At 62.2% G+C, this 17982-nt stretch carries 11 protein-coding genes; 10 read left to right on the forward strand and 1 reads right to left on the reverse strand.

Annotated features, from left to right (window positions below):
• Positions 1–31 precede the first annotated feature (31 nt).
• The 6 genes from GYH35_RS13555 (at position 32) to GYH35_RS13580 (ending at position 10192) form a co-directional block, all read left to right on the forward strand.
• A complete protein-coding gene (locus tag GYH35_RS13555) occupies positions 32–1012 on the forward strand; it encodes a D-ribose ABC transporter substrate-binding protein (RefSeq protein WP_161828704.1) in 981 nt (326 codons plus the stop codon).
• Positions 993–1640: a DUF2291 family protein gene (locus GYH35_RS13560; protein ID WP_161828705.1), complete on the forward strand. Its 648-nt coding sequence runs from the start codon at positions 993–995 to the stop codon at positions 1638–1640. The genes GYH35_RS13555 and GYH35_RS13560 overlap by 20 nt, the downstream gene beginning before the upstream one ends.
• Entirely contained in the window at positions 1637–3184 is a 1548-nt protein-coding gene (locus GYH35_RS13565) for a sugar ABC transporter ATP-binding protein (protein WP_161828706.1), read from the forward strand. The genes GYH35_RS13560 and GYH35_RS13565 overlap by 4 nt, the downstream gene beginning before the upstream one ends.
• A 62-nt stretch (positions 3185–3246) precedes the next feature.
• Positions 3247–4167 (forward strand): ABC transporter permease, encoded by a 921-nt coding sequence (locus GYH35_RS13570; RefSeq protein ID WP_161828850.1) that lies wholly within the window; start codon positions 3247–3249, stop codon positions 4165–4167.
• 335 nt (positions 4168–4502) lie between these two features.
• Entirely contained in the window at positions 4503–7148 is a 2646-nt protein-coding gene (locus GYH35_RS13575) for an immunoglobulin domain-containing protein (RefSeq protein ID WP_161828707.1), read from the forward strand.
• A 323-nt stretch (positions 7149–7471) separates the two neighbouring features.
• Complete coding sequence (locus tag GYH35_RS13580; protein WP_161828708.1) at positions 7472–10192, forward strand: TonB-dependent receptor; 2721 nt, start codon at positions 7472–7474, stop codon at positions 10190–10192.
• Between the two features lie 65 nt (positions 10193–10257).
• Here GYH35_RS13580 and GYH35_RS13585 read toward each other — a convergent pair whose 3' ends face one another.
• Positions 10258–10566, reverse strand: a complete 309-nt coding sequence (locus GYH35_RS13585) for a 2Fe-2S iron-sulfur cluster-binding protein (RefSeq protein WP_161828709.1) — start codon at positions 10564–10566, stop codon at positions 10258–10260.
• Positions 10567–10689: 123 nt separating this feature from the next.
• Here GYH35_RS13585 and GYH35_RS13590 point away from each other — a divergent pair, with 123 nt between their 5' ends.
• The 4 genes from GYH35_RS13590 to GYH35_RS13605 all read left to right on the forward strand — a co-directional run bounded on the left by GYH35_RS13590 (position 10690) and on the right by GYH35_RS13605 (position 17954).
• Positions 10690–11793 carry a DUF1593 domain-containing protein gene (locus tag GYH35_RS13590; protein WP_161828710.1) on the forward strand — a complete coding sequence of 368 codons (1104 nt, stop codon included), beginning with the start codon at positions 10690–10692 and terminating at the stop codon, positions 11791–11793.
• 476 nt (positions 11794–12269) lie between these two features.
• A complete protein-coding gene (locus tag GYH35_RS13595; protein ID WP_407700209.1) occupies positions 12270–13562 on the forward strand; it encodes an MFS transporter in 1293 nt (430 codons plus the stop codon).
• A 23-nt stretch (positions 13563–13585) separates the two neighbouring features.
• A complete protein-coding gene (locus GYH35_RS13600) occupies positions 13586–16318 on the forward strand; it encodes a glycoside hydrolase family 78 protein (RefSeq protein ID WP_202624307.1) in 2733 nt (910 codons plus the stop codon).
• Positions 16311–17954 carry a DUF5060 domain-containing protein gene (locus tag GYH35_RS13605; protein WP_161828712.1) on the forward strand — a complete coding sequence of 548 codons (1644 nt, stop codon included), beginning with the start codon at positions 16311–16313 and terminating at the stop codon, positions 17952–17954. Before GYH35_RS13600 ends, GYH35_RS13605 begins: the two co-directional genes overlap by 8 nt.
• Positions 17955–17982: the final 28 nt, after the last annotated feature.

A 17982-nucleotide genomic window follows, 5' to 3' on the forward strand; every position in this document is an offset into this window, starting at 1 on the left:
GCCGGCAGACGAGTCGAAGGGGGATGAAAGAATGAGAGCACTGCGTTCCGTCATCGGAGCGGTCGCTGGAATCATCTTGGCGTGCGGGCTCGTGGCCTGCTCGCGTGGTCCGGCCGAATCGACACCCGCGCCTGCTCCAGGGGCGCAGAGCCGTCAGATCGCCGTGGTGGTTTCGACGCTCAACAATCCCTGGTTCGTGGTGCTGGCAAACACGGCGCGCGACGAAGCGCAGCGCCGGAACTACAAGGTGACAATCTTCGATTCGCAGAACGATCCAGCGAAAGAAGCTGCGCATTTCGAGAATATCGTGGCATCGCGTTACGCCGCCGTGCTGCTGAACGCCACCGATGCCGAGGGCTCCGTCGCCAACGTGATGAAGGCGCGCGTGGCGAACATTCCGGTGTTCACGATGGATCGCGAGATCAACTCACGGGCGCCCGTTTCTCAAGTACTCTCGGACAACTATGCCGGCGCGGTGGACGTGGCCATCGAGTTCGTCGAGCAACTGGGCGAGCGGGGCAGGTACGTGGAACTGCTCGGTATCGTGACCGACAACAACACCTGGAACCGTTCGAAGGGCTTTCACAGCGTCGTCGATCGCTATCCGGGCCTGGAAATGATCGCCCAGCAGAGCGCGGAGTTCGATCGCAGCAAAGCGCTCGAAGTCATGGAATCGATCCTGCAGCGGAGCACCTCCATCGACGCGGTGTTTTGCGGCAACGACGCCATGGCTCTTGGCGCCTATCAGGCGTTGTTGAGCGCGGGACTCGCCGGCAAGGTGAAGGTCTTCGGATTCGATGGCTCGGACGATGCGCTCGCGTCGATTGCCGAAGGCAAGCTCACTGCCACAGCGATGCAGTATCCGAAGACGATGGCGCGGATGGTGGCGGAATTCGCCGATCGCTATCTGCAGGGGGAGCGCAACCTGCCGGCACGGCTGCCGATCCATGTCGATCTGGTCACTCGTGGCAACATCGGGGAGTTTGGTGAACATGGCCGCCGTGGCGAGTAATCGACGCCGCTGGCGCGCCGTCGCGATCTGGGGGCTGGCGCTCGGCATTTTCTGTTGGGTGCTGCCGCCGTTCCACGTTCGTACGCTGGACGCGCCGGCCGCATCCGTTGCAAGGGACTCGGGGCCCTCGCAGAGCCCGGCGCACAGTGCCCGGGAGCTTTGGAAACAAATGCTCGGCACGCAGGAACGCGCAGTTCCGTTGTCCACGCTGCTGGCTGCCTTCGAGCGCGACCCTGGAGCGGCGGAGCAAGAATATGGCCGACGCATCGGTCATGGTGGCCCGGCATTTTTTTTCGTGACTGGCTCGGGTCGCGTGCTCGAGTCTACCCGCAAAGGGGTAGTGCTCGAAATTGCCGAACATTCCACGCGCGTGCTGCTGGTTACCGGCCCGGTTTTCGGCAACTCGCTGCGCGATTCCACATCGCTGGTCCAGATCGGGGACTTTGACTCCTTCCAGTTCAACGCCCTCAGTGCCGAGTTGAATTTGCTATCGGAGCGGGAAGTGCAGCCACGTATCGCCGCACTGAATCGGCCCGGCGAAGTGCTGAACTTTACTGGCGGTGCCCGGTTCGCGCGTCGCGGAGGTGCGCTGGAAGTGGTCGCGATCGACGTCAGTCCTTTGAAATGACATCAACGGCCGCGACATCTCACGTGCTCGAGGCACGCAACATCTCCAAGAGCTTTCCTGGCGTCCGCGCCCTGCAAGATGTCAGCCTGCGCTTGTCGGCCGGCAAGCTCGTCGCACTGGTCGGAGAAAACGGTGCCGGCAAATCCACGCTGATGAGTGTGCTCGCCGGCGTACAGCCGCCGGACAGGGGCGAAATTCTGCTCGACGGCACAGTCATCAGCTTCCGTCATCCGAGTGAAGCGCGCCGCGGAGGAATCGCCACCATATTTCAGGAACTGGGCCTGAGCGCGAATCTGACCGTCGCCGAGAACATCTTCCTCGGCGAGGAAGCGACCACGCGCTGGGGCACACTCGATTACGCAGCGATGCATCGTCACACGCGCAGCCTGCTGGCGCGCATGCAGCTCGATATACCAGCAGATGCGCCGCTACACTCGCTGCGCGTCGGGCAGCAGCAGGTTGTTGAAATCGCGCGGGCGCTGTCCGCCAATGCGCGAGTGATCATCATGGATGAGCCTACCTCGGCACTGTCGCAAGGCGAGATCGAATCGCTACTGCGCATGATCAAAGAGCTCAAGGCCGCGGGCGTCGCGATCGTCTACATCACTCACAAGTTCGAAGAGCTCGCGGACCTGGCCGACGAAGTCGCCATCATGCGAGATGGCCGGATGATCACTCAGGCATCCTACGAGTCGCTGACCCACGAGCAGATCGTCAGCCTCATGGTCGGACGCACCCCGACAGCAACGCATGCGCGACGCGTGCGACGCTCGACGAAGGAGCCGGTGCTCTGCGTAAAGCAGGCGTATCTGCCGCATCCCTCCCGGCCTGGCGACTACCTGGTGCGCAACGTCGACTTGCATCTGTGCCGCGGTGAAGTGTTGGGCATCTTCGGGCTCATGGGCGCCGGACGCACCGAACTGCTGGAGACAATCTTCGGCATGCATGCGCGTCGCGCTCGTCTAGATCTCGCCATCGACGGGCGTGAAGCGCGCTTCGCGTCGCCGGCGGAGGCCGTCGATGCGGGGCTTGCGTTTGCTCCGGAGGATAGAAAGCGTGATGGACTGGTGTTGGACATGAGCACGCAACAGAACGCCACGCTGGCGTGTCTGGGCGCGATGAAACGTTGGGGATTGATCCATCCGGCACTCGAGACGGAATGTGCGCGTACTTTGCTCCAACGCATCCACTGGCGCGGATCATCGCTGCGGGAACCGGTGCGCAATCTCAGCGGCGGCAATCAGCAGAAGGTGATTCTGGCGAAGTGGCTCGCCACCCGTCCGAAGGTGCTGCTGTTGGATGAGCCAACGCGTGGCATCGATATCAATGCGCGCAACGAAATCTACGCGCTCATCGAGGAACTGGTGGCGGGCGGTCTGTCGATCGTCATGGTCTCCTCCGAGCTGCCGGAGATCATGGCGCTTTCCGATCGCATCATGGTGATGTGCCAGGGCGCCAATGCCGGCGAGTTCGCCGCCGACACCGCCACCGCTGAAGCGATCATGACGGCTGCTTTACCGAACTCGACGAGGTCGCGGGCGTGAATGTGACGATTCTGAATACTCCATCGGTGGCGCGGTTGCAGTCGCTGCTCGCGCTCGCGTTAATGGTCGTCGGCCTCGGCCTGATGACTGACACCTTCCTTACGTCCGATAACGGTTGGAATATTCTGCGGCAGATCTCGGTGAATCTGTGCCTGTCGGTAGGCATGACACTGATCATCATCAGCGGCGGCATCGACCTGTCTGTCGGCGCCGTGCTGGCGCTCTCCGGGGCGGTGGCGGCGGGCTTGCTCAAGCAAGGCATTGCGTTGCCTTTTCTTGGCGTGCACCTCGATTTCACAATCACCGGCGCCATCGTGTCGGCTATTGCCGTTGGTGCCGCAGCGGGCGCGTGCAATGGCTTAGCGATCACGCGCCTGCAGCTGCCACCCTTCGTCGCTACGCTTGCGATGCTCAGTATCGCGCGCGGCCTCACGTTGCTGTGGACCGGAGGATTTCCTATCACTGGACTCGGGCCATCGTTCGGCTTCATCGGCACAGGCGCATGGCTCGGCATCCCCATGCCGGTTTGGGAAGTACTGGTGATCGTCATGCTCGCTGCGCTCGTTTGCAAGCGCACAGCTTTCGGCCGGCATCTCTATGCCGTCGGCGGCAGCGAGCGAGCCGCGCTTCTCGCGGGGGTACGCGTCGAGCGAGTCAAGCTGATCGTGTACGTCGTCGGCGGCGTGCTGAGCGGAGTTGCCGGCCTCCTCGTGACGGCGCGTCTCGATTCCGCGCAGCCCAATGCGGGTCTGGGTTACGAGCTCGACTCCATCGCCGCCGTGGTGATTGGCGGCACGTCGCTATCCGGCGGCCGAGGCTCCATCGTGGGAACGGTCATTGGTTGTCTCATCATCGGTGTGCTCAACAACGGCCTGTTTCTGCTCGACGTGTCTCCTTTCTGGCAGCAGGTCATCAAGGGTCTGGTGATCATCGTCGCGGTCGCACTCGACAGGTTCGGCGCACCGAAGGGCCGGGCTGGCTGATCCTTCGCGCCGGGAGCCTGTCGGAATAGATCCAGGCCACCGGCTTAGCATTCAAGACATCATCGATAGAAAACAGGTGGAAGCGGGCTTCGAGCGGCGGTAAATCATCGGCTCGGGGGAACCGTTAGCCCAGCCGGTTGACGCGAGCTGACGGCATCCGCACGCGCGTCGCCATCGACGCTCGATCACTACCGCTCGATCACTACTCATGGAAGGGTGCAAAGATGCATAGCTATTCCAGGATACGTAGAAGACTCGTCTCCGGATTGGGTCTGTTTGCCGCGGCAGCGCTGATATGCAGCGCCGAGGCGGCTGTCATCAGCTGGAGCTCACCTGTGAACATCACGAGTGAGGCCGATGTGAGCACCAATGGCACGCTGGTGCGAGCAGCCAATCTCACCAGACAGGGGCAATCACTCGACATCGATGTGACGGTAAATGGAGTGACATTCGCGCGCTCCCCGTACGTGGGCACCACCACCAATCTTCCCAATGGCGATGCTCTGGTGACCAGCGACGGCAGCAACGTCAACGGCTTTCAGGGGTTCGGCGGCAACAGTGCACCGTTCAGTGGCCTGTCGGTCAACTACAAGAACCTGCTCTCCTCGGGACACTTCAACGATGGCGACGTGGCCAACGCCGCAGCCACGGCGCGTACCACTCTGACTTTGAAGAACCTGACGGTCGGTACGCCTTATGAGTTCCAGCTCTGGGTGCACGACTACCGCGTCGTGAATCTAGGTCAGAACAATCCCGGGCTGATCACGGTGGTGGGTGGCGGGACCAGCAATGTGAGCCTCGAGCACAACGTTCAAAACGCGCTCGGCGGCATCGGCCAGTACGTCACGGGGGTGTTCACCGCCGATGCTGCGACTCAGATGATCACGCTCACCGGCGGCAACACAGGCACGGACTCTTCCGTGCCGAATGCCACCGCGATCTTCAACGCGTATCAGCTGCGGAGTCTTGCCGGCGCGAGCGCTCCAACCATCAGCTCGCAGCCGCAAAGTCGAACCGTGGCGGCGGGCAGTAACGTCACCTTCAGCGTCACCGCCACAGGGACGCAGCCGCTGAGCTATCAGTGGCAAAGAAACGGGACGAACCTCGCCGGCGCGACCGCCCCCAGCTACACCATCACCAACGTGCAGGCATCGCATGCCGGCAACTATGCCGTCATCGTGAGCAATTCGGCGGGTTCGGTCACCAGCGAGGTAGCGTCGCTTACGGTGAACAGCGTGCCGGTCGCACCGACCATCACCTCCCACCCGCAGAGCCAGAGCGTCGCAACCGGCAGCAACGTTACATTCAGCGTCATCGCCATGGGCACCGAGCCGCTGAGCTATCAGTGGCGCAGGAATGGCTCGACCATCGCCGGCGCAACCAGCAACAGCTACTCGATATCGAATGTCCAGGTCTCGCATGCCGGGAGCTACAGCGTGGATGTGAGTAACGCCGTCGGCTCCGTCCCAAGCCAGGCGGCCACACTTACGGTCGTCGCTGGCGCGCTCGCCGCGTTTCCCGGAGCCCAAGGCGCCGGCGCCAACGCTACCGGCGGTCGTGGCGGAGATGTTTATTACGTGACGACGCTGGCCGATTCGGGAACGGGTTCTTTGCGAGCCGGCATCGCCGGCACACCCGCCAGCGGGCGCACGATTCTCTTCAAGGTCTCCGGCACCATCGCCCTGAATTCGACGCTGTCGATCAATAAATCCAAGCTCACGATCGCCGGTCAGAGCGCGCCAGGGGATGGGATCGCCCTGCGCAATCAGAGTTTCAACGTGACGGGCGGCGCCACTGACGTAATCGTTCGCCACCTTCGCGTCCGTCCCGGGTCGAGCGCGGCCATCGACGGAATGTGGATCAGCTCCGGCCGGAATATCATCATCGACCATGTATCGGCGTCGTGGGGCTCCGATGAAGTGTTGTCAGCGAGCCGCGATGTGCGGGACCTGACCGTGCAGCACTCCTACATCACCGAGGCGTTGAATCCAGCTGGACATGCTTTCGGCAGCATCATCGCTTCTCAGCATTCCACCATCTATTCGTGGCATCACAACCTTTGGGCGCACAACCTGAGCCGCAACCCTCGCCCCGGCACCGATCCGCCGAATGCAGGTTTCCGCCTGGATCTGCGCAACAACGTGTTCTACAACTGGGGGGATCGCATCGGCTACAGCGGACCCGACGATGCAACCATCGAATTGAACTACATCGGCAACTATCTCATCGCCGGCCCCAGTTCGAACTCCACCTGCGCAATGGACAGTGGCGGCAGCCTCAGGACCTACCAGTCGGGCAATCTGATCGATCTGAACAAGAATGGCTTGGTCGACGGTACGGACACCGGTTGGAGCATGTTCTGCGGAAGTCATGCGCGCCAGAGCACAGCATTCGACGTACCGCCGGTGGCGAGTGATTCAGCGGGAAGTGCCTATCTTCGCGTGTTGACTCAGGGAGGTGCGATGCCCTGGCGGCGCGACGCCGTCGACCGACGCATCGCCAGCACGATTCGTCAGCAAACCGGCCAGATCATCAACAATCCATCCCAGGTCGGCGGCTGGCCGACGCTTGCTTCGGAGGCCGCGCCGGCGGATGCCGACAGCGATGGCATGCCGGATTTCTGGGAGGCCGCGCTGGGATTGAACTCTTCCAATGCGGCGGATCGTAATGACACGGACGCGAGCGGCTACACCATGCTCGAGAAATATCTCAACTGGCTCGCCGACGGTCATGCCGTCTGCAATCGCAACGGCTCGGTGGATGTGGATCTCGCCAGCTTGAACGGCGGTTTGACCGGTCTCGCCTTCAGCGTCGCGTCCGACAACAACGGAACCGTGACGCTGCTCGGCGATGGTCGTACCGCGCGCTTCACGGCGGCACCGAACGCGAGCGGACTTGCGAGCTTCACGTATAACGTCACTGAACCGGCCAGCGGCCTGAGCTTCGGACCGGTGCAAGTCGGAGTTCTCGTCGGCAGGTAACCTTCCTTTCCGAGCGGGGCTGCGAGGTGCAGTCCCGCTCGCCTTGTTAGCAGCTTGGTCCGCATCCTTTCCATTCTCGATCGACCAGCGGAGTCGAGTTGTCGCCGCATCGATCGTGACAATTCTGGTTGGCTCGTCCTCGATCGGATCTCGGCGCCGATCCCGCAACTGCCACCGGTGTCAGGATACAGGTGAATTTGCGCGGAATACAGGATGAATCGCCTGGAGCCATCCGTTACTTATAACCCGCCAGCATAAAGCAACCGGCAGCGCCGGGCTTCCGAGCCCGGCGCATGTCGTTACATCTAGTTGGGGGAATCCAGATGAGTTCGTTCGCAAAGCGGCTTACCGTGTGCTCGCTCCTGATCGGCACCTCGGCCTATTCGCAGTTCGGTTCGGCTCAGTCCGAGCCGAACCAGCCCGGAGCGTTGGAGGAAATCGTCGTCACAGGCTATCGCAGCAGCTTGAATGCCAGCCTCGACCTGAAAAGAGATAGCATCATCATGGGCGACAGCATCGTCGCCGAAGACATTGGCGACTTCCCGGATACCAATCTGGCCGAAGCCATGGCGCGCATCCCAGGCGTGACGACCACCCGCGCCGACGGTCGAGGCAAGAACCTCACCGTGCGCGGACTTAACTCCACGTTTACGCGCACCACGCTGAACGGCATGGAAGTGCAGGCTGTGGACTTCAACACGCGAGATCGCTCCTTCGATTTCAACGTGTTTGCATCCGAGCTGTTCACCCGGATCGACGTTGCCAAGTCCACGGAGGCGAGGATGGAGGAGGGCTCGCTGGGGGCTACCATCGACCTGCACACGGCGCGTCCGCTGGAGATGGATCGAAACACATTCGTGACTTCCGCGGAGCTGGGGCAGAACGAGAACGCCAATAAGCTGGACCCGCGGTTCGCCGCTCTGCTGAGCATGAAGAACGATGCAGGGACATTCGGCGGCGCGCTGTCGGTAGCGTACTCGGACACCCATACCGCCAACGAGAGTCACAACTCCGGCCGATGGGAAGCGAACAGTGGGGCGGGCGCCAATCGGTGGCGCAACTCGGCCAGCCTGCCGGCCGAGATCAACAACGCGTATCACCCGCGCTTCCCTCGCTATTTCAACGGTACCAAGAACTTCGAGTCCCTGGGAGCGACCGGAGCGCTGCAGTGGGCGCCCACCGATTCGACGCTGCTGACGTTCGACGCGCTGCATTCGAGCTTCGATTGGACGTCGAGCGACCCGGCGCTCACGCCGATCTCCCTGTCACGAACCACCAACACCGGCCGGCTCGAAACGACCCTCAACGCCTATGAGTACGATGCATCCAAGAACGCATTGCTCTACGCGGACATGTCGGGCATAGACATCCGTTCCGAAGGCGTCGAGCGGGACAACGAGTCCACCATGAATACGTTCTCGTTGACGCTCGAGCAAGGCCTCGGCGAGAACGTCAACCTGCGAATTCTGGCGGGCACGTCCAAGGCCAAGTCTGAAGCCGTCGAAACCCTCGCCATTCTGGAAGCCTTCAATCAGAACTTCACGTACGACTACCGCAACGGGCAGTCCAACCCCACCTTCACCTACGGTTTCGACCTGGCCAATCCGGCGAACTGGCTGATCTCCGAAAGCCGCTACCTCGAATACTTCAACGAAAATACCTACGACACGCTCAAAGCCGATCTGAGCTGGGAGATCAACGACACATTCAAGCTGAGCGGCGGCGCTTCGCAGAAGGAGTATGAGTTCGATCTGCTCGCCTCGAATAGAAACTTGAGCCTGCACGGCAGCCCGCAGGGAGTTGTCGCGCCACCGGCGGGATGCAATATCACGCAGCAGCAGCTCGCGGTCGGCAGCAACCTCGGTCGTGTCTACACCGATTGGCGCGGGCAGAGCTATTTCCTGGCAGACTGGGATGCCTTCGCCGCGCAGCTCAATTTTCCGGGTGCCGGCTCGCTTGCCAACGATCCGTGCTTCGGGATTTCGCCTGGATCCGCCGGGCGGCGCAACGTGCAGGAAACCGATTCGGGTGCCTATGCGCAGCTGGATTTCAAGACCGAGATCGCTTCCCGTCGGTTCTTCGGCAACGTGGGCGTGCGCTACGTCGAGACCGAAGTGGACTCCACCGGCGACATTGCCACTGCGCCCGTCACAGTCACCAGGGAGTACAGCGACACGCTGCCCTCGGTCAATCTCGGACTGTGGGCCACCGACGGCGTCGTCGTGCGTGCTTCATGGGCTAAAGTGATGGCACGACCGGATCTCGCCGATCTGACGCCTGGCGGGACCGTGGATGGATTCAACCGCCGCTACACCGCCGGCAATCCGGGCCTCGAGCCGTTTCGTGCCGAAGCGATCGACCTGGCTGTCGAATGGTATTTCGCTGAAGAAGCCCTCGTGTCGCTGGCTTACTTCGGCAAGGACATCGAATCCTTCCCCGCGAGCGTCACGAGACGGGTCACCTGGCAGTCGCTGGGACTGCCGGACAGTCTGCTGGCGAATACCCCCGCCACACCGCAGGATCTGTTCGACTACATTGCAGTACAAAACGGCCCGGGCGGAACGCTGGAAGGATACGAGCTGCAGTTTCAGACACCGTTCAACTTCGGTCCCAACTGGATCCGCTCCTTTGGTGTGAAGCTCAACTACACCGATATCTCATCCGAGGTGAGGTATGGCGATACGAAGGGCCGATTGTTGAATCAGTCCGACACGGCCTACAACGCGACCTTGTGGTATGAAAAGGCCGGCTTCTCCGGGCGCGTCTCGTACACACACACGGGCGATGCCGCGACCCGGGTTCCTTCGCTGTTCAACGTTCCGGGGGCTCCGGATGCGGGCGAAGACATCACGGACGACATCAACCTGCTCGACGCCAAGGTGAGCTACCGGTTCAACGATGCGCTGAGCGTCAGCTTGGACATGCTGAACTTGACGGATGAAGTCACCCACACGTTGATGGGCACCAATGGCCTGCTGCTGGAAGATCTTTCGAACGGCTCGGGACGGCAGTACTTCTTCGGAGTCCAGTACGCGATCCGATAGAGCGGGAGATTGGCAGAGAACGACGGGCCCGCCGCGAGCGGCGAGCCCGTCATCTGCCCCGGCAGCTATCCGGCTCTGCGCGGTATGCGAACGGTGATGCCGTCCAGTTCCGGCTTGAGGCGAACACGGCAGGTCAGGCGCGAGTTGTACCGGCAATTCTCGATCACATCGAGCATCTGAGCTTCGTTGATCGAGACCGGGGGCAGCGCCTGCAGCCAGGCGGCGTCGATATACGCGTGACACGAAGCGCAGATGCATGAGCCGCCGCACTCGCCCAGCAAGGTGGTGAACGCGTCGTAGCGCGCCGCCTGCATCAGGGTTTCGCCTTCGGCGGCCTCGACGACGCGCTCGCCTCGTTCGTCTACGAACTTCACTCGGATCATGGCCGTGGACGCTGGGAAACTGCTTCGCTGAGGGCACAGACTACTGCAAACCTTCGCACTGCAGACAAATGATTTTTTACGATGCTGCTTCCGCCGGAGCAAAGCTGACGAACCATGAAGATACTGATTCGACCATTTTTAGTTCTCGTGACTGGCCTGATTGGCGCCGGCACTTGTTGCGCGCAGTCGCGCCCTGCCGCCGGCACCGCGCCGCGCGTGATCGTCACTTCTGATTTCCCGCCGCTGGACGTCATTGCAGGCAAGAGCGGGCAGGGGCCCGCCGAAAAGCGCAGCGACCCGGACGATGTGCAGTCGATGGTGCGGTTCCTGCTGTATACGAACGACCTCGACGTCGAGGGGCTGGTCGCCTCAGCCGGCACGTTCGCCAACGTCGCAAACAAACGGCACATCCTAGATATCCTGGATCTCTACGACCAGGTCGATGAGAACCTTCGCCTGCGCGATGGTCGCTATCCGACTGCGGATCAATTGCGGGCGGTGACGTGGCAGGGCCGCTCCGGCACGTGGGGCAAACCCGTCGATGAGGTGATCGGGCAGGGTAAGGATTCGGAAGCTTCGCAAGCCATCATCCGGGCCGTGGACCGATCCGACCCTCGTCCGCTCTGGATCTGCGTCTGGGGCGGCTCGGGCGATGTGGCCCAGGCCATCTGGAAAGTACAGCAGACTCGCAGCCCGGCCGAACTGCAGCGTTTCATTGCAAAGCTGCGCATCTTCATGATCGGGCTGGGCCAGAAGACCGGGCAGGATGGCTCCGGGCAGTGGCTGCTGGATACGTTTCCGCAGTTGTTCGTCATCGTCTCGCAACGGACCTACGCGGGAATGTTTGCTCACGATTCACCCCTGGGCGATCTGCAGTGGATAAGCGCCAACGTTCGCGAAGGTCACGGTCCGTTGGGGGCGGTGTACCCGCGCAGCGGTTTCGATCCGGACGAGCCGGGCATGAAGGAAGGCGACACCCCCTCGTTCCTGCATCTGGTCAGCGCGACGCGCGGCTTGAACGATCCGGAGCAGCCCGATCAAGGTGGATGGGGCGGACAATACGCCCGACGCAATCCGGCCACGAGGCACTGGTACGATGACTCCGGCGCCGACAGCATTCGCAAGTGGCTCCCGGATATCCAATCTGATTTCGCGCAACGCGCGGACTGGATGCTGCCCAGGTCGGAGTCAGCCAACTCGGTCACGCGGCCTCGCTAGGATGCGTTGACGAAGCGAGCGTTTGTCGACTCAGACGCGATGGTCGTCCGGCCGCGCATGACCAAGGCACGACGTGCACGTCGCGGAGTCAATGAACGCCTGGAGCGTCTCCTCGCTGCGCGAGGCCAACGTCGACCTGTGTTCCCAGCGCGCCCGAAAATTACGATCCCGGAAGTCTTACGGGTGTTTCGAGAAGAAGTGCTGGCCTGGTTGCCTTTAATGTGACCGTACAGGGCGTCGAGACAGGTCGCGTACTCGCGAGCTATCCAGAGCGATCGAGCAGACGATGACGGGGGATACGACATGCAGCGGCGCAATCGCGAACTGCGCTACACAGGCACGTACAGCAGCGTAGCCGCGACTGGCTTGGTCACGCAAAGCGCGGTCTGTGTTGAAAAATCGCTAATTATCGTCGCCCACAGTTGCTCGTCAGCCCGCCAGTGACAGTCAATCGCGAGGACGAACTGCAGGCGGCGATGGAGTTGCCGCTCGGCTCCGAAGCTGCACACGGCGCCGTTGTCGTGACCCGCCAGCAATGGAAGTGGTCCGCGCTGGCGGGTATGGCTTCATATCTGGACGCCGGCTCCATCGTCGCGCTCGGCGCGGCGATGGCGTTGTTCCAGCAGCGCTTCGGCCTGACCGACACTGCGGTGGGCGCGTTGGCCGCCATCGGTCCCAACGCCATCGGTTGCGCGCTGGGCGCTTTTGTTGGCGGCTGGCTTGGCGACAAGCTCGGGCGCAAGCGGATCTATCAATACGACCTGCTCGTCTACGCCGCTGGCATCCTTTGCATCGCGTTCGCGATCAATCCCGCAATGCTGTTCCTGGGCACGTTCGTAGTCGGTCTCGCGGTAGGTGCGGACGTGCCGACCTCGCTGGCGCTGGTTGGCGAGCTCGCGCCGGCGAAGGCTCGAGGAAAACTGCTCGGACTGACGCAGGTTGCGTGGTGCCTCGGCCCGGCGATCGTATTGTGGCTGGCGTTGGCGCTCTCCCGATGGGGATTGCTGGGCATCCGCATCGTTCTGTTGCATCTGTTCGTCGTGGCGATGGTCACGTGGGCGATGCGTCGTGGGCTGAGCGAGTCGGCTCGCTGGAAGGCGGCCACCGCTACGGCGAGTCAGAGCATTCACGCACTGTTTGCCGGGGCAAACCTGCGTGCGCTGCTGTGGACGCTCACGATCTATCTGTTCTGGAATCTCGCGGCAGGCACGGCCGGGGCATTCAACTCATATCTCATCTCCAAGCATATCGAAGCGGACGCAGCCAACGTCCAGGCGCTCGCGGTAGGGTTGCCAAGCATCGCCTTCGTCAGCGCGATGCTGGTCGGGTGGTTCGTGTTCATGCCGTACGCCGATCGCAGTCACGAGACGCGCAAACGGCTGTGGGCGGTCGGCGCCGTTGCCCAGATCTTCGCCTATGTGCTTCTGATCGTGATGCCATTCAGCATTCCGGTGATCGTGCTGAACATCGCCCTGTTCGCGTCGGGCGGCGCGCTGGCGGGCGAGGCATTCTACAAGGTGTTCAGTCAGGAGCTGTTTCCGACTCTGCTGCGAGGGACGGCGCAAGGACTCACTTTTGGCACGGCGCGCATCGCGGTCGGCATCTGGAGCTTCTTCGTGCCGGCGATCGCCAGTCGAGGTGACATCTCCACGCTGGCCACGCTACTGACGCTGTTTCTGGTGATCAGCGGTGCGGTCGGCTTCCTCTTCATGCCCAACACCTCCGGCAAACCGCTGGAGCAGATCGAAAGCGAGCGTGCCCGGAGATGATCGCGGCGCCCGGCGGCAGTCGATTGAGCATAGTCAATCTGCGTTGCGAGTATCTGGTCGATCCGCTCGGCATCGACGAACGGGCGCCACGCCTGAGCTGGATCCTCGAATCCGAGCGGCGGGGCGCAAGACAGATGGCGTACCGCATTCGCGTTGCCAGTACGGCGGAGAAGCTTGCGGCAGGCGAGGCTGATCGGTGGGACAGTGGGCGCGTCGAAAGCGGCCAGACTGCGCACGTCGTGTATGCGGGCAGTCCGCTATCTTCACGTGACGCTTGCCATTGGGACGTTGAAGTCTGGGATGAAAATGACTGCGCGGCGCGATCCGCCTGGGCGGCCTGGACGATGGGATTGCTGGAAGCATCGGCATGGACGGCGCATTGGATCTGCGCGCCGACGGAAATCATCGGTCGTGACGCGCAGGCCACTGCACCAACGCTGATCGATTCCGGCACCCCGGCGATGTTCCGCAGGGAGTTCGATGTGCCCGGCCCGATCTCGCGCGCGACGCTTTACGTCAGTGCTCGTGGTGTGTTCGAGCTGCGCGCCAACGGTCGTCGCGTCGGCGACGATATCTTCGCGCCGGAATGGACCGACTACGACATGCGCATTCACTACCGAACATATGATGTCACCGCGCTGTTGGCGGAGGGGCGGAACGCGCTGGGCGCAACGCTCGGCGATGGTTGGTGGAGCGGTTACGTCGGATGGCAGGAGACGCGCGCCCGCTACGGATCGCTCGAAAACAGCCTGCTCGTGCAGCTGGAGATCGAGCTCACCGATGGCCGGCGCATCCTCATCGGCACCGATCGCTCGTGGACCTGCAACACCGGCCCGATCCTCAGCTCCGATTTCATGATGGGAGAATTCTACGACGCGCGCCGCGAACGCAGGGGATGGGATCAGCCGAGCTTTGCCCAGCAGGGTTGGCTCGCGGCTCGGGAAGTGGCCGCGCCTGCCGCAGTGCTGGTTGCACAGCGATCCGAACCGGTGCGTGTCGTCGAGCAACTCGCGCCGGTCGCCATGCACCAGATCGCGCTCGGAACATACATCTACGACCTCGGGCAGAACATCGCGGGCTGGGTTCGACTGAGAGTGCGCTCGCCCGCGGGCACACGTATCACGATCCGACACGGCGAACGACTCAATCCGGACCGCACGCTCTACACCGACAATCTGCGCAGAGCCAAAGCCACTGACGTGTATGTCTGCAAGGGCGGCGGTGAAGAAACATTCCAACCGCATTTCACGTTCCACGGTTTTCAATACGTCGAGCTGTCCGGGCTCGCCGGTGTGCCGGATGAGCGAGCAGTGACAGGCTGCGTAGTGCGGTCCGCAACGCCGGAGGCAGGCGACTTCCTGTGCTCACATCCCGCGATCAATCGTCTGTGGCTGAATGGCCTGTGGTCGCAGAAGGATAACTTCCTTTCCGTCCCTACCGATTGTCCTCAGCGCGACGAGCGGCTCGGGTGGATGGGCGATGCCCAGGTTTTCCTGCGGACCGCCAGCTACAACATGGATGTCGCTGCGTTCTTCACGAAGTGGATGATCGACGTAGCAGACGCGCAGACACCGGAAGGCATCTTTCCAGACACCGCGCCCCGCTTGCGCGAGGGCGAGAATTTCGTTGGCCTGGACAATCTCGCCGGGTCGGCCGGCTGGGCCGATGCAGGTGTCATCGTGCCTTACATGATCTGGCGCATCTACGGTGACCGCCGGATCCTGGAGCGTCACTACGCGGCCATGGTCAAGTGGGTGGACTGGATCGCCTCGCGCAACCCGGATGGAATGCGCGTGCATGACTTGGGCAACAACTACGGCGACTGGCTGTGCATTCCGAGCGACACCTCGTTCGGCACGCATTCACCGATGAAATACCTGCTCGCGACTGCGTACTGGGCCGACGATTGCGCCAAGCTGGCGCGCATCGCTCATGAACTCGGCCGAGAGTCGGACGCGCGGCGCTTCCGGAACATGTTCGAGCATGTGCGCGCGGCTTTCCAGAGGGAGTGGGTCGAGCCGAACGGGCGCGTCACGCCCAACACTCAAACGGGCTATCTGCTGGCGTTGGCTTTCGATCTGCTGCCAGTCGAGCTTCGCGGCGCGGCCGTCGATCACCTGGTGGAAAACATCCGCGCGCTGGACTGGCACTTGAGCACGGGCTTCATCGGCATCAGTCACCTGAATCCCGAGCTCACGTCGGCAGGCCGCGCGGACGTCGCGTATCGCCTGCTTGCCCGCGAGGACTATCCGTCGTGGCTGTACCCTGTGAAGCACGGCGCGACGACGATCTGGGAACGCTGGAACGGCTGGACGCACGAGGAACGTTATTTCAACCCGCACATGAATTCCTTCAATCACTATTCGCTCGGCTCCGTGGGCGAATGGCTGTTCCGGCACGTTGCCGGGATCGAGCTCGATCCCGAAGTGCCCGGCTTCCAGAGGTTCGTGCTGCGGCCGTTTCTCGGCGGCGGCCTGAGTTTCGCCCGGGCCCGCTTCCGCAGCATGCACGGCGAAATTGTAAGCGCCTGGCGGCGAGTCGGTGACGAAGTGACCTGGATCGTGCGCGTTCCAGCCAACACGACTGCGACGATATTCATTCCCAGCGCGCCGGGCTCGGCCGTTACCGAAGCGAATCAGCCCCTGGAGCAGACGGCAGGGCTGCAAGTGCTCGCTCGCGAGGGCGATTTCCTGGTCTGCGAAGCGCAGTCTGGTCGTTATGAGTTCGGCTCGGTATCGAGAGGTGTCTATGCATAAACAGCTGCATGCCGCAGTGCTGGTCGTTTGTTTGTTTGTCACGAGTCTGCTGCGCGCCGCGGAACCGGCCACCGTCGAGCAGTGGGGTCTCCACGAAATCACGTTGCAGGGGCCGCGCGACGGCAACCCCTTCGTCGATGTAAGACTCGCCGCGATATTCGATAACGGAAGCAGACGCGTGGAGGTGGATGGTTTCTACGACGGCGATGGAATCTACCGCATCCGCTTCATGCCCGACGAGCAGGGGCGGTGGCGGTATGAAACGAAGGCGAACCGCTGGGAGCTGACCAACAAGACCGGTGAGCTCAACGTCACCGCGCCGAGCAAGGGCAACCATGGGCCGGTCCGGGTGCGCAACACCTATCATTTTGCGTATGCCGACGGCACGCCCTACAAGCAGATCGGCACGACCATCTACAACTGGCTCGACACGCCCGATGAAGTGCAGGAGCGGACGCTGCAAACCCTCGCGGGCTCGCCGTTCAACAAGGCGCGCATGCTCATCACCCAGCAGCCCAATCCCTTCATGGCCAAGCACCCACCGTCACGCTGGCCGTTCGCGGGGCGGCCACCGCGAGACTGGGATTTCACTCGCTTCAATCCGGAGTTCTTTCGTCACTACGAGAAACGCATCGGCCAGCTGCGCGATCTGGGCATCGAGGCGGACCTGATCCTGTTCAATCCCTATGGCAGATGGGGCTTCGAGACGATGTCGGCCGAGAACGACGATCGTTATGTGCGCTATGTGGTCGCGCGGTTCGCCGCGTTCCGCAACGTGTGGTGGTCGCTTGCCAACGAGTACGACTTCCTGCGCACCAAGACCGAGGCGGATTGGAATCGTCTCGGCCGGCTCGTACAGCAGGCCGATCCATACGATCATCTACGTTCCATCCACAATGGCAAGGAGATGTTCGACCACGGCAAGCCATGGATCTCTCACGCCAGCATTCAGAACGGCGTGGCAGTGCAATCTGCCGCGAGCGCGGAGATCTATCGCGATGTCTGGCGCAAGCCTGTGGTCTACGATGAGGTGAGATACGAAGGCGATGCGTCATATCGCTGGGCCGACTTGAGCGGTCAGGAGATGGTGCATCGATTCTGGTGCGGCACTGTCGGTGGCACCTATGTCGGCCATGGCGACTACTTTCATTCGTTGGGCAATGACACATGGACTTCTTTCGGCGGCAGTCTGCGAGGTCAGAGCGCGCCGCGTCTCGCGTTCCTTCGCAAGATACTGGAGCAGGGACCGGCAGAGGGGCTCGATCCCATCGATCTATGGAACGATCCGGACACCGTGGGTCAGGCCGGGCGGTACTATCTCACTTATTTCGGACACTCGGCGCCGACGGGCTGGACGTTTCAACTCTACAAGCGTGGCGTGGTCGATGGCATGCGCTTCAAGGTCGACGTGATCGATACCTGGAACATGACCATCACGCCGGTGGAGGGCGAGTTCGTTACCCGGCAGAAGGACGGCTACCACTTCGCGGATGCAGAGGGCCGCGTCGTGAGCCTGCCTGGAAGGCCCGGCATGGCGATTCGCGCCAGCTACTTGGGCGGAGCCAAAGCAAGCGTCGACGCGAACGCATTCATCGATCCCAACGCGCCTCCGGAGAAGAAGAAATCATTGCGATGACGTCCGCGGGTCGGGTGAGCCTGGCGCT

The organism is Steroidobacter agaridevorans (genome assembly GCF_009932555.1).
Lineage (GTDB): Bacteria > Pseudomonadota > Gammaproteobacteria > Steroidobacterales > Steroidobacteraceae > Steroidobacter > Steroidobacter agaridevorans.